Source organism: Mycobacterium sp., assembly GCF_035697385.1.
GTDB lineage: Bacteria > Actinomycetota > Actinomycetes > Mycobacteriales > Mycobacteriaceae > Mycobacterium.
The window spans coordinates 1-12,527 of record NZ_DASSCY010000310.1 but is presented as its reverse complement, the minus strand read 5'-3'; the positions used below and the strand labels follow the sequence as shown (position 1 = coordinate 12,527).

The 12,527-nt window shown below is 64.5% G+C and carries 15 protein-coding genes, 2 tRNA genes and 1 pseudogene; 12 read left to right on the top strand and 6 right to left on the bottom strand.

Features of this window, described 5'->3' with window-relative positions:
* Positions 1-76 precede the first annotated feature (76 nt).
* Together VFH65_RS26195 and VFH65_RS26190 are read left to right on the top strand one after the other, a co-directional pair.
* Positions 77-165, top strand: a tRNA-Ser gene (locus tag VFH65_RS26195).
* Between the two features lie 46 nt (positions 166-211).
* Positions 212-284: transfer RNA gene (locus VFH65_RS26190), tRNA-Arg, on the top strand.
* A gap of 7 nt (positions 285-291) precedes the next feature.
* Here the strand turns inward: VFH65_RS26190 and VFH65_RS26185 are convergent.
* Positions 292-1,008 (bottom strand): DUF4189 domain-containing protein, encoded by a 717-nt coding sequence (locus tag VFH65_RS26185; protein WP_353325591.1) that lies wholly within the window; start codon positions 1,006-1,008, stop codon positions 292-294.
* Between the two features lie 284 nt (positions 1,009-1,292).
* On the opposite strand from VFH65_RS26185, the gene VFH65_RS26180 reads away from it, so the two are divergent.
* Both VFH65_RS26180 and VFH65_RS26175 read left to right on the top strand, forming a co-directional pair.
* On the top strand, positions 1,293-1,805 hold the full coding sequence (locus VFH65_RS26180) for a metallophosphoesterase family protein (RefSeq protein WP_353325589.1): 513 nt from the start codon (positions 1,293-1,295) through the stop codon (positions 1,803-1,805).
* Positions 1,798-2,211: an MmcQ/YjbR family DNA-binding protein gene (locus VFH65_RS26175; protein WP_353325587.1), complete on the top strand. Its 414-nt coding sequence runs from the start codon at positions 1,798-1,800 to the stop codon at positions 2,209-2,211. Before VFH65_RS26180 ends, VFH65_RS26175 begins: the two co-directional genes overlap by 8 nt.
* 12 nt (positions 2,212-2,223) lie before the next feature.
* Here VFH65_RS26175 and hadB read toward each other — a convergent pair whose 3' ends face one another.
* On the bottom strand, positions 2,224-2,652 hold the full coding sequence (gene hadB / locus VFH65_RS26170) for a (3R)-hydroxyacyl-ACP dehydratase subunit HadB (RefSeq protein WP_353325585.1): 429 nt from the start codon (positions 2,650-2,652) through the stop codon (positions 2,224-2,226).
* Complete coding sequence (locus VFH65_RS26165) at positions 2,652-3,440, bottom strand: SDR family oxidoreductase (protein WP_353325583.1); 789 nt, start codon at positions 3,438-3,440, stop codon at positions 2,652-2,654. Before VFH65_RS26165 ends, hadB begins: the two co-directional genes overlap by 1 nt.
* Before the next feature lie 131 nt (positions 3,441-3,571).
* On the opposite strand from VFH65_RS26165, the gene VFH65_RS26160 reads away from it, so the two are divergent.
* Positions 3,572-3,943 carry a hypothetical protein gene (locus VFH65_RS26160; RefSeq protein ID WP_353325581.1) on the top strand — a complete coding sequence of 124 codons (372 nt, stop codon included), beginning with the start codon at positions 3,572-3,574 and terminating at the stop codon, positions 3,941-3,943.
* Here the strand turns inward: VFH65_RS26160 and VFH65_RS26155 are convergent.
* Positions 3,940-4,464, bottom strand: a complete 525-nt coding sequence (locus VFH65_RS26155) for a cupin domain-containing protein (protein WP_353325579.1) — start codon at positions 4,462-4,464, stop codon at positions 3,940-3,942. The genes VFH65_RS26160 and VFH65_RS26155 overlap by 4 nt on opposite strands.
* Positions 4,465-4,535: 71 nt before the next feature.
* Between VFH65_RS26155 and VFH65_RS26150 the strand changes: the two genes are divergently transcribed.
* Positions 4,536-6,413 (top strand): alkyl/aryl-sulfatase, encoded by a 1,878-nt coding sequence (locus VFH65_RS26150; protein WP_353325577.1) that lies wholly within the window; start codon positions 4,536-4,538, stop codon positions 6,411-6,413.
* Positions 6,414-6,547: 134 nt separating this feature from the next.
* Here the strand turns inward: VFH65_RS26150 and VFH65_RS26145 are convergent, their stop codons facing one another.
* Positions 6,548-7,309, bottom strand: a complete 762-nt coding sequence (locus VFH65_RS26145) for an SDR family NAD(P)-dependent oxidoreductase (protein WP_353325575.1) — start codon at positions 7,307-7,309, stop codon at positions 6,548-6,550.
* 17 nt (positions 7,310-7,326) lie between these two features.
* On the opposite strand from VFH65_RS26145, the gene VFH65_RS26140 reads away from it, so the two are divergent.
* Both VFH65_RS26140 and VFH65_RS26135 read left to right on the top strand, forming a co-directional pair.
* Positions 7,327-7,935 carry a histidine phosphatase family protein gene (locus tag VFH65_RS26140; protein ID WP_353325573.1) on the top strand — a complete coding sequence of 203 codons (609 nt, stop codon included), beginning with the start codon at positions 7,327-7,329 and terminating at the stop codon, positions 7,933-7,935.
* Between the two features lie 9 nt (positions 7,936-7,944).
* Complete coding sequence (locus tag VFH65_RS26135; RefSeq protein WP_353325571.1) at positions 7,945-8,973, top strand: phosphotransferase family protein; 1,029 nt, start codon at positions 7,945-7,947, stop codon at positions 8,971-8,973.
* Here the strand turns inward: VFH65_RS26135 and VFH65_RS26130 are convergent.
* The gene (locus VFH65_RS26130; protein WP_353325569.1) at positions 8,970-9,377 is read right to left on the bottom strand and encodes a LapA family protein; all 408 of its coding nucleotides are present in this window, start codon (positions 9,375-9,377) and stop codon (positions 8,970-8,972) included. The genes VFH65_RS26135 and VFH65_RS26130 overlap by 4 nt on opposite strands.
* Positions 9,378-9,506: 129 nt before the next feature.
* On the opposite strand from VFH65_RS26130, the gene VFH65_RS26125 reads away from it, so the two are divergent.
* From VFH65_RS26125 to VFH65_RS26110, 4 genes and pseudogenes are all read left to right on the top strand, one after another.
* Positions 9,507-10,448, top strand: a complete 942-nt coding sequence (locus tag VFH65_RS26125; RefSeq protein ID WP_353325567.1) for an ABC transporter substrate-binding protein — start codon at positions 9,507-9,509, stop codon at positions 10,446-10,448.
* A gap of 39 nt (positions 10,449-10,487) precedes the next feature.
* Positions 10,488-11,618 carry an ABC transporter ATP-binding protein gene (locus tag VFH65_RS26120; RefSeq protein WP_353325565.1) on the top strand — a complete coding sequence of 377 codons (1,131 nt, stop codon included), beginning with the start codon at positions 10,488-10,490 and terminating at the stop codon, positions 11,616-11,618.
* A gap of 2 nt (positions 11,619-11,620) precedes the next feature.
* Entirely contained in the window at positions 11,621-12,286 is a 666-nt protein-coding gene (locus tag VFH65_RS26115) for an ABC transporter permease (RefSeq protein WP_353325563.1), read from the top strand.
* A 5-nt stretch (positions 12,287-12,291) separates the two neighbouring features.
* Positions 12,292-12,527: pseudogene (locus VFH65_RS26110) on the top strand (ABC transporter permease); the annotation flags it as partial.

The following is a 12,527-nucleotide window of genomic DNA, read 5'->3' as shown; positions in this document are numbered from 1 at the left end:
GTCTATGAGTCGCTCACCTGCGCTTTGCCTTCGCCTCTTGCTCCTGTGTACTCTGTCGGATCGGCGGTAAACGTCAGGAGGCGTGCCAGAGCGGCCGAATGGGACTCACTGCTAATGAGTTGTCCGCCTTAAAGCGGACCGGAGGTTCAAATCCTCTCGCCTCCGCCGGGGCTGACAGCGTCGGTCACAACTGAATATGCACTGAACACATGCGCCCGTAGCTCAACGGATAGAGCATCTGACTACGGATCAGAAGGTTAGGGGTTCGAATCCCTTCGGGCGCGCTTTGCCTCAGAAGTACGTCGTTGCCGTAGTGCTCGTGCCGTTGTCGCACGTGATCGTGACCGTCCAGTTACGGAACTGGGGAACGGCCGGGACGATCCGCAGGTCGTATGTGGAATTCGCCGCCAACGCGAAGCTGCGGTTGTATTCATCCGTCACGTACGTGCACTGCGACGAGACGCCGCTGCGGTCGGTGATGTGCGCGACCAGTCCGCCGAGGACGGTCTCCCAGGAGACCGTCGGTCCCTGCAATGGCGCGGGCGGCGGCTCGTTCGGTGGGGGCGGCGTTTGGCCACCCGAGCAACCCGACACCACGACGCGTGCGCCCTGTTGATTCTGCAGCTTGCTCTTGGCAAGGCTTTCGGCGGCTGGAAGCGACACACTGGACACCCCCGTCATTTCGCCGTAGTCGTTGGATGCAGCTGCCGCGCACTCGTTCTTGGCAACAACCTGCACCACGCAACCGCCACCGCCGTTGCTTTCACAATTGGCTAGCGACGTGAATCGGGCCTGCTGCTCGTCTGGTGCGATCCCCGAACCTCCGGCCATACTGACCGGCGGATTCTCGTTGATATATCCGATCGACAGCGCTATATATGCGTCGGCCGCATTCGCCGGTGCAGGTACACCGACCAGGCCGACGATCAAGGTGATGGCGGCGGCGAACAGCAAAGCCGGACCGCGACGGCGAATCTTTGTTGCTTTGTGGTGATTGGACGATGACATGGGCGATCCCCTCCCCCGCGACGGCCCAGATACGGAGTCTCCGCACCGGGAACAGTTTTGGTGCTGACCACATGCTGGCACTGCCACCCCGGCGACAGGTCGTTTTGCTGAAACTGGCCAAAAATCACCGTTATTACTGGCCAACGCAATTATTCGACACCAAATCACCGTAGCGGGCTTTCAGTATCAACGCCTGGCCGCACCCAAGCGTCCAGCGGAGCTGTGATTGCGAGGACATCCATGGCGACTCACCTATCGCCACTATGCGCCGTTAAATTGAGGCCGTGCGACTCCTGCTGATCGCCGATACCCATGTTCCGAAGCGAGCCCGTGACCTCCCCAAGAGGGTGTGGGACGAGGTAGCGGAGGCCGATGTCGTCCTGCACGCCGGCGACTGGGTGGAGCCCTCGCTCCTCGACACGCTCGAAGCCCGCGCCAAGAGGTTGGTCGCGTGTTGGGGAAACAACGACGGCGCGGAGTTGCGGCGCCGCCTTCCCGAACGCGCCGATTCCACACTTGGCGGGTTGCGGTTCACCGTGGTGCACGAGACGGGTGCGGCGACCGGGCGCGAGGCGCGGATGGCCAAGGAGTATCCCGATACCGATGTGCTGGTGTTCGGCCACAGCCACATTCCGTGGGACACCACCGCGAAAACCGGTCTGCGCCTGCTCAATCCGGGCTCACCCACCGACCGCCGGCGGCAGCCCTTCTGCACCTACATGACGGCCACGGTCGACAACGCTGCGCTATCGGGTGTGGTGCTGCACCGACTGGACCGCGCCGACCGCCATGCGTGACCGACCGGCCCGCGTCGCAGACGTGCATGAGATCGCCGCGTCGATGCCGCACGTGAAACGGATCGAGGGGCCCAAAGGTAACCCGATCTACCAGGTCGGCGGCAAGTCGTTCGTGTTCTTCCGCACCCCGCAGCCCGACGCCGAGGATCCCGACACCGGCGAGCGCTATGCCGACGTGATCATGATCTGGGTGGAGTCGGAGGCCGACAAGCTGTCGATGACCCAGGATCCGGGCTCACCGTTCTTCACGAACGAGCGGTTTGACGGCCACCCATCGATCCTGGTGCGCGCCAGCCGATTACGCGAGATCGGCCGCGTCGAGCTGACCGAGCTGATCCAGGACGCCTGGCTGTCGAGGGCATCCAAACGCCGCGCCGAGCAGTGGTTGGCCGAACACGGAGGGTAGGTGCTGCTAGCGCTAGGCCAGTCTCGCGACGGCGATCGCGCGCCCGAAGATTTTCTTCTCGTCGACCCGGGCCGACAGCGCGATGGTCACCGACTTCGTTTCGGCGTCAACCGCTTTGACACGCCCGCCGAAGGCGATGTCAGTCCCGATCCCGTTGTTGGGCACATGCACCATCGCGGTCAGGCGAACGTTGTACTCGGTGATAGCACCCGGATCACCAACCCACGCGGTCACATATCCGCCGGCCACACCGATCGTGAGCATGCCGTGCGCGATAACGCCGTCAAGCCCCATCCTTCTGGCGATATCGTCGTTCCAATGGATCGGGTTGAGGTCGCCGGACACCCCGGCGTAGTTGACGAGGTTCTGGCGTGTCAACGACATCCGTCTTTCGGGGAGCCGGTCTCCGACCGTCACCGAGCTGAACTTCCGCAGAGCCATCAGGAGTACCGCCTCAACTCTGCGCCAACGCTATTCGACCCCAGGTAGTCCTGGCCGCCGACGTAGATCGTGTCCGCTACCGGCGCCGGGCCCGTTGCGGCGGTGACGATCGCACCCGCGAACTCCTCAACAGTCGGTAGATCGCCATGGATACGGCGGAAACCCACGACCTCTGGCTTGCGGCGCTCCAACAGACGCACGAGGATCGTTCCGTCGATCATGTCGCCGGAGACCACCACGAACTCCACGCCGCGCTCGTCGAACCTTGGTTGCATGGCCCGCAAGGCGTCCTCGCCTGCCCGCTTGCTCACCGCGACCGGGACGTATTCCTCGAGGGCAGGCGTGCGGCCGCAGAAATGCGCTTGATGACTGGTGATGAACACGATCCGTCCACCGGTCGGCATCAGCGGCAACGCGAGCTCTGTCAACCGAATCTGGGCGTCATGATTGATCCGCATCGGATAACCAGGATCGGCGCCCGGTTCCAGACCTCCAGAAGCATTGAGCACCAATAGATCAAGCCTGCCGAACATATCCGCGATCCGCTGCACCATCGCAGTTGAAGCGGTCTCATCGGTCAGGTCAGCGCCTGCTACCGAGGCGTGCCCGCCAGCGGCGACGATGCTGTCGACGACAGCACTGGCCCGTGGGAGTTTCTCGCGATAGTTGACGATCACGTGCGCATCGGCACCAGCGAGCCGACGCGCCACAACCGCGCCGATTCCGCGCGAGGCTCCTGTCACCAGCGCAACCCGCCCGGTGAATGCTTGATCAGGCAAAGATGTCATGGCTGCCAACTCTACAGAGAAACTAAGCAGATGTTGAGAATTTGCCTTAGAGAACTCTTAGGTTGCCATCGACAGTTGGGTCAACCTGCTTCGGCGGTGCAGATCAGGTTGATGCGCTTGGTCCGCGAGACGTGTTCGAGTCCTTCCGCGACGTGTTCACGGCGCTTGGGAAGTCGACCTGGCTGGGCGAGGACCACGGCAACGCCGCCGCGTTCGAGATGTCGCTGCTCGACTTGTTCTGGACACCGGTCAGCGGATTTTTGCATGCGCTGATGGTGGCTCGCGCCAACGGCGTTGCGCCCAGCCAACTGTTGCCGCATGCGGAGGGCATCGTCGACATCCTGCCGCCGATATTCGACGAGTTCGTCGAGCGCATCGAAGCCGATCGCCACGGCGACAGCAGCGCACCGGTGTCGTCGGTGGCGGCGTCGGTCCGGCACGTGATCGCGGCATCGGAGGATGCGGGGGTCGAAGCCGGTGCGCTGGAGGTGTTCCGGCGCTAGGCCGGCGGCACGTTGGCGTGGGAGGCGCCGCAGATGAACAGCGCGACCCGCGCAGGCACGTCGCCCGGATTCCTCCAGCGATGCCGAGTGCCGTTCTGTACCACTGTGTCTCCCGGATGCAGAGTGACTTCGGCGCCGTCATCGAGTTCGAGAACGATCGTGCCCTCCAGCACCACCTCGAAGTCGATGGTGTCGGTGGTGTGCATCCCGGGATCGGAGCGGTCGAGGTACCGGAGCAGGCCGGGCAGCTTGGCCTCCGCGTCCGCCAGGCCGGCCTCCACATCCATGTCGGGCGCCGCGGTGGTGTCCGGCGGCACCGAGAACAGCCCGAACCGGAATCCGCCGACCGGCGGGAAATAGGTGTGCCACTGCGGCATGGACCCGTCGTCAGGAAACTGCGGCGTCTTGTCACCGCCCCACAAGAGGTGAAACTCGGCCTTGGGCAGCATCATGGGCTCGACGGGAGCGACTGTCTCATCGCTGACGAACACGGACTTCCCGGACGCATCATGTCCGGTCACAACTCGGCGTACATCCATCCGCTCAGTGAAACACCAACTGGTTGACGGCCGGGTGAATATCGTGTCGGTTCATGGACCAACAGCCGCCGACCGCCACCATCGAGTCCGCCCACCGCGAACACCTGCAAAAGCTGCCGTTCGACGACACCGCCGACTTCGACGACGCCGACCGCGGATTCATTGCCGCACAACAGCCTTGCGTCATCAAGGCCGCCGACGGACGCGTGGTGTGGGACAACGACGTCTACGCATTCCTGACCGGTGACGCCCCGGCGACCGTGCATCCCAGCCTGTGGCGGCAGTCCGCACTGGCGGCCAAGCAGGGCCTCTATGAGGTGGTCGAGGGCGTCTACCAGGTGCGCGGCTTCGACCTGTCCAACATCAGCTTTATCGAGGGCGACACGGGCGTCATCGTCATCGATCCGTTGATCTGCACCGAGACCGCTGCGGCCGCATTGGCGCTCTACCGCGCTCACCGCGGTGATCGGCCGGTCGTCGCGGTGATCTATACGCACAGTCACGTGGACCATTTCGGCGGTGTCCTCGGCGTGACGTCGCAGGCCGATGTCGACGCAGGAAGGGTCGCGGTCCTGGCACCAGAGGGATTCGTCGCGCATGCGGTTCAGGAAAACGTGTATGCCGGAACGGCGATGACGCGGCGGGCCACGTACATGTACGGCACGCTGCTGGACATCGGTCCTGCGGGGCAAGTCGGCTGCGGTCTGGGGCAACGAACATCGACCGGCGAGGTGGCGATGATCGTGCCGACCATCGACGTCCGGCAGACCGGTGAACAGCACACCATCGACGGCGTCGAGATCGAGTTTCAGATGGCGCCAGGCACCGAAGCCCCCGCCGAAATGCACTTCTACTTCCCGAGATACCGCGCGCTGTGCATGGCCGAGAACGCCACGCACAACCTGCACAACCTGCTGACGTTGCGCGGAGCGCTGGTCCGCGATCCGCATGTGTGGGCCGGTTATCTCACCGAGGCGATCGACACCTTCGCAGACCGGGCCGACGTGGTGTTCGCGTCGCACCACTGGCCGACGTGGGGCCGCGATCAGATCGTCGAGTTCCTTTCGTTGCAGCGCGACCTGTATGCGTATCTGCATGACCAGACGTTGCGGTTGCTGAACCAGGGCTTCAACGGCGCGGAGATCGCCGAGCACTTCCAGTTGCCTCCCGCGTTGGAGAAGGCCTGGCACACGCACGGGTACTACGGGTCGGTCAGCCACAACGTCAAGGCCGTGTATCAGCGCTACATGGGCTGGTTCGACGGAAACCCCGGGCGGCTGTGGGCCCATCCGCCGGAGGCACTGGCGAGCCGCTACGTCGACGCGCTCGGCGGCGTGGACCGTGTCGTCGAACTCGCCCGCAAGGCGTTCGACGAAGGTGACTTCCGGTGGGCAGCAACACTTCTCGACCATGCCGTGTTCGCCGACGCCGACCATGCCGGCGCCCGCGCGCTGTACGCCGACACCCTCGAACAGCTCGCCTACGGCGCCGAGAACGCGGTGTGGCGCAACTTCTTTCTATCCGGCGCCACCGAATTGAGGACCGGCAACTTCGGCACCGCCACGCAATCCACGTCGCCGACGTTGCTTTCGCAATTGTCGGTGGAGCAGATGTTCGACAGCTTCGCGATCAACATCAACGGCCCACGCGCCTGGGACCTCGACGTCGCGGTCGACGTCATGTTCCTCGACGCTGGCACCAACTACCGGCTGACGCTGCGCAACGGGGTCTTGGTGTACCGCAAGGCACCAGCCGACCAGGCCACCACCGCGGCGACGATCAAGCTCGCAAACAAGTTGCGGCTGTTGACGTTTGCAGCGGGCGACACCGACTCGCCAGGGCTTCAGGTGACCGGAGACGCGGGCGCGCTGCCGTCGATCATCGCGGTGCTCGACCGGCCCAACCCGAGCTTCAACATCGTCACGCCGTAGCGGGAACACTGCTTGAGACGATCGCTGTCGCCTAGCGCAGCACCGTCGAGCCTGTAGTTACCGTGTGGTCTACTCGCACTTTTCCTCGCTAACTACAGGCTCAACGTCACGCGCGTAGCAAGCAGGGCAGTCGACTAGGGGATACCGCCGTCGACGCGGATGATTGACCCACTGGTGTAGCTCGACGCGTCGGAAGCCAGGTACAGCGCGGCGCCGATGATCTCGGCCGGCTGGCCCAGCCGTTTGAGCGCAAAGCGTTGCGCCCCTGCGGTCGACGCCTCCATGTCCCACGCCTTGCTGATGTCGGTGAGGAACGGACCCGGCATCAGCGTGTTCACCCGCACCGTCGGCCCGAACGCCAGCGCCAGCCCTTCGGTCAACGCGTTGAGCCCCGCCTTGGCGGCCGAGTACGGCAGCTGCTCCGGCCGCGGCCGGCGCGAACCGCTGGAGCTGACGTTGATGATCGACCCACCGCCGTCGGCCACCATCCGTTCACCCACGAGCGTGGACAACCGGAACGGACCCTTGAGGTTGAGATTGACGACGGCATCGAACAGCTTCTCGGTGACCGAACTCAACGACTCGTACAGCGGCGACATGCCCGCGTTGTTGATCAGCACGTCGACCTTGCCGAACCGCTCGTAGGCCGCGTCGACCAACCCGTCGAGCTCGTCCCAGCGCCCGACGTGCACCTGGTACGGAAAAGCTGTCCGGCCGGTCGCAGCGGCGATCTCCTCCGCAGTGGCGACACAGGTGTCGTACTTGCGGCTGGCGATGATGACGTCGGCGCCGCACTGCGCGGCGGCGAACGCCATCTCACGGCCGAGGCCGCGGCTGCCTCCGGTGACAAGGACGACGCGGTCGGTGAGGTCGAACAGTTCGTCGGCATAGCCCATCGCCTTATGGTGTCACGGTGCAATTGCTACTGATCAGACACGCGTTGCCTCTCCGCAGCGAACCCGGGCAGGGGTCCGACCCCGACTTGTCCGAGGAAGGCATCGAGCAGGCCAAGCGGCTGCCCGACGCGTTGGCGCGGTTCCCGATCACGCGGCTGGTCAGCAGCCCCCAACGCCGGTCATTGCAGACCGCGCAGCCCGTCGCGGATGCCCTTACGCTGACCGTGGAGATCGACGACCGACTCGCCGAGTACGACCGGGACATGGAGCAGTACATCCCGATCGAGCAGATCGCCGCCGAATTCCCCGAGGAGCTGGCGCGGCTGGCCAGTGGCCACCTGCCGAGCAGCGTCGACGAAACAGCGTTTCTGGCGAGGATCAACGCCGGTATCCGCGACCTGATGACCGCAGGCGACCACGAGGACACCGTCGCGGTATTCACTCACGGCGGGGTGATCAACGGGCTGCTGCACGGCATCCTTCGCACCGAGAAGATTCTGTGCGTCAGCGTCGACTACGCCGGCATCACCCGGCTGTTGTCCTCTCGCGAGGGCAACCTGTACGTCGCCTCCGTCAACGGCACCGAGCACGTATGGGACCTGCTACCCAGAAATCAGCGGTGGTAGACAATTCCGGTGACTACTTCGCTCGAAGGACTGGACCTCGCTGCGCTTGATCGCCACCTGCGCGACGTCGGCATTGCCCGCAATGGTGAGCTGCAGGCCGAGCTGATCTCCGGCGGGCGATCCAATCTCACTTTCCTGGTGTTCGACGACGCCTCCAAATGGGTGCTGCGCCGCCCGCCGCTGCACGGGCTGACGCCGTCGGCGCACGACATGGCCCGCGAGTACAAGGTCGTGGCCGCACTGCAGGACACACCCGTTCCGGTGGCCCGCGCCGTCACGATGCGCAACGATGACTCGGTGCTGGGCGCGCCGTTCCAGATGGTCGAGTATGTCCCCGGCCGCGTCGTCCGGTACGCCGACGAACTCGAGGCGCTGGGAGACAAGGACGCCATCGACGCCTGTGTCGATGCTTTGATCCGCGTTCTCGCCGACCTGCACGCACTTGACCCCGAGGCGGTCGGCCTCGGCGACTTCGGTAAGCCAACGGGATATCTCGAACGCCAGGTGCGCCGCTGGGGCTCACAGTGGGAACTCGTGCGGCGCCAGGATGATCCGTGCGACGCCGACGTTCAACGTCTGCATTCGGCTCTGGGACAAGCGATTCCGGAGAAGAGCCGCAACGCGATCGTGCACGGCGACTACCGAATCGACAACACCCTGCTGGACGCCAACGATGCCACCAAGGTGCTGGCCGTGCTGGACTGGGAGATGTCTACGCTGGGCGATCCGCTCAGCGACGCCGCGCTGATGTGCGTGTACCGCCACCCGCTGTTCAACGTGATACACGCGAATTCGGCGTGGGCGTCCCCGCTGATTCCGGAGGCCGACGACCTTGCCAACGCGTATTCGTCGGCGGCCGGTCGACCGCTGGACAATTGGGACTTCTATATGGCGCTCGGGTACTTCAAGGTCGCGATCATCGCCGCCGGTATCGCATTCCGGGCTCGCATGGGCGGCGGCGTCGCTGACGACACGGACAAAGTGGACCAGGCGGTCGCCCCGCTGGTCGCCGAGGGGCTCAGCGCGCTTGCGGGCTAACGCCCCATCGCCTTGAGATTCGTCTTCGCCGCCCGGCGAAGCTGAATGATCCTGGCGGTGCCCGCCGCGACCGTCAGCAAGCCGCCGCACACCGCGGCCAACAGAATCGCCACGCCCACCGGCAGATTCCACTCCCAGACGAAGAGGTGAATGGTCGTGTCGTCGGTGTTCTGCATGATGAACACGAGCAGCAGGATGAGGATCAGAAATCCGACGATCAGCGCCGACCACAGCGCCGCTGCGCGAGTGAACTTGACCGCGGACTGGGGCGAAACCAGGTACTCGCCGGGGGTGGCCGTCGGATCCGGTGGTGACCCTTTGGAGGAGGCCAGCGGCGGCTCGATGGGTCCCGGCGGGACCTCGCCGAAGGGCTGATCGGGCGAGGCAGAGCGATCGCTGGTCATGGGTCCATCTTTGCCCTTTCCCGCAGCGAATGAAACCACCGCGGCCCGCTCACCCTGACTTAAAGCGCGGCGATATGCCCCGCATCTCGATAGGGTCGCGGGAACTAGTGCGCCGAGAGGACCTTGGGAATGTCGAGCACACGTAGGTTGAACCTGGCGATTCTGGCGGCGGTGCTAGCGCTGATCACCGCCGCATGCGGCAGCTCCAACCCACTCGGTGGCGGAGAGGTGTCCGGTGACCTCAAGTCGGTCGTCGTCGGTTCGGCCGACTTCCCGGAATCCAAGATCATCGCCGAGATCTACGCCCAGGCCTTGGAGGCCAACGGCTTCACGGTGGGCAGGCAATTCGGGATCGGCAGCCGTGAAACCTACATTCCCGCCGTCAGGGACCATTCCATCGACCTGATACCCGAGTACACGGGCAACCTGTTGAAGTACTTCGATCCCGAGAGCACGGTGACCACCCCGGAGGCCATCGAGCTGGCGCTGTTGCGGGTGTTGCCAGGCGACCTGTCGATCCTGACGCCGTCGCCTGCCGAGGACAAGGACACGCTGGCGGTCAGCTCGGAAACCGCACAACGGTGGAATCTCAAGAGCATCGCCGACCTTGCGGCCCATTCGCCAGAGGTGAAGTTGGGTGCGCCATCGGAGTTTCTGAACCGCACGGAGGGCGTGCCTGGGCTCAAGAAGCTCTACGGGCTCGACATCTCGCCTAACAACTTCGTTGCGATCAGTGACGGCGGCGGGCCCGCGACGGTTCGCGCGTTGGTCGACGGCACCGTCACTGCAGCCGACATCTTCAGTACCTCACCGGCGATTCCGCAGAACAATCTGGTTGTTCTGGAGGATCCCAAGAACAACTTCCCGGCCGCCAACGTCGTCCCACTTGTCAGCTCCCAGAAGAAGTCTGATGAGCTCAAGACGGTGCTCGACGCAGTGTCGGCGAAGTTGACGACAGAGGACCTCATCGAGCTGAACACCGCAACGTCGGGCAACGCCGGAATTGATCCGGATGAAGCAGCGCGAAAATGGGTGCAAGACAACGGCTTCGACAAACCGATACAGGGGTGATGAGCGCTTGCGCGAAGAACAGAAAGCAGGGATGAGCGCTTGATCAGCTTTCAGAGCGTGACCAAGCAGTACCCCGACGGCACCGTCGCCGTTGACGATCTCACTCTCGACGTTCCCGATGGCACGCTCGCTGTCTTCGTCGGGCCGTCCGGCTGCGGCAAGACGACATCGATGCGGATGATCAACCGGATGATCGATCCCACGTCGGGCACCTTGACGGTCAACGGCGACGACGTCACCAAGGTCGATCCCGTCAAGCTGCGGCTGGGCATCGGTTACGTCATCCAGAGCGCAGGGTTGATGCCGCATCAGCGGGTCGTCGACAACGTCGCGACCGTGCCGGTGCTCAAGGGCGAATCGCGCCGCTCGGCCCGCAAGGCGGCGCTCGGCGTGCTCGAACGAGTCGGGCTGGATCTCAAGCTCGCCAACCGTTTTCCGGCCCAACTGTCCGGCGGTCAGCAGCAACGCGTCGGCGTCGCCAGAGCACTGGCCGCCGACCCGCCGATCCTGTTGATGGACGAGCCGTTCAGCGCGGTCGACCCCGTGGTCCGGGAAGAACTGCAGACCGAGATCCTGCGGCTGCAAGCCGAACTGCACAAGACCATTGTGTTCGTCACCCACGACATCGACGAGGCGCTGAAGCTCGGCGACAAGGTTGCGGTGTTCGGCCGCGGCGGCGTGTTGCAGCAGTACGCCGAGCCGGCGCGGTTGTTGTCCAATCCCGCAAGCGATTTCGTCGCAGGCTTCGTCGGAGCCGACCGTGGCTACCGTGGCCTGCAGTGGCGGCACTCCACGGGCCTTCCGCTGCACGACGTCCGATCCGTCGCCGAGTCTGGGATCGACGAACTGCGACTCGAACCGAACGATTGGGTGCTGATCACCAAGCCCGACGGAACGCCCTACGGGTGGGTCAACGCCGAAGGCGTCGAATTGCACCGCAGCGGCGGCGCGTTGTACGACTGCACTTTCGGCGGCGGCTCGCTGTTCCATCCCGACGACTCGCTCCGGCAGGCTCTGGACTCCGCGTTGTCGTCCCCATCGGGCTTGGGGGTGGCGGTCGACGATGACGGACGGCCAATCGGCGGCGTCCGGGCCGACGATGTGCTGGCGGCGCTTAATTCGCAACGAGCCGACGCCTTGCCGAAACTCGGTGCACCGGAGCGGGACTGACCGTGCGCTACCTGTTCAACAACCTCGACGACGCCTGGGCGCTGACCATCATCCACCTGCGGCTGTCACTGATTCCGATCGTCCTCGGACTGCTGATCGCCGTTCCGTTGGGTGCGCTGGTGCAGCGCACTACAGCGTTGCGCAGGATGACGACGATCACCGCGAGCATCATCTTCACCATCCCGTCGCTGGCGCTGTTCGTGGTGCTGCCGCTCATCATCCCGACCCGGATCCTCGATGAGGCCAACGTGATCGTGGCATTGACGCTGTACACGACGGCGCTGTTGGTGCGTGCGGTGCCAGAGGCTCTCGACAACGTGCCGGAGCCTGTTCGTGACGCCGCCACCGCGGTCGGCTACAAGCCGCTGACGCGGATACTGAAAGTCGAACTGCCACTGGCGATTCCGGTGCTCATTGCTAGCCTGCGCGTCGTCGCCGTAACCAACATCTCGATGGTTGCCGTCGGTTCGGTGATCGGCATCGGGGGGCTCGGCACCTGGTTCACCGAGGGGTATCAGTCGGACAAGAGCGACCAGATCATCGCGGGCATCATCGCGATCTTCGTGCTGGCGATCGTCATCGACACGCTGATCATGTTGGCGGGGCGCCTGCTGACGCCGTGGACGCGGACCGGCCAAACCGTGCGCGCCAAGGCGGTGGCCGCGTGAGCCCCATCGACTTCGTGCAGCAGGCGCTGTCGTTCATCTTCACGGCGGCCAACTGGGGTGGACAGGCCGGTATCGCAGCCCGCATCGGCGAGCACCTGCAGTACACCGTCGTCGCCGTGATCTTCTCGGTGCTGGTCGCCGTCCCGATCGGCATGCTCATCGGGCACACGGGCCGCGGAACGTTCCTCATCGTGACGGGGGTCAATGCGCTGCGGGCTCTGCCGACGCTTGGCGTGCTGCT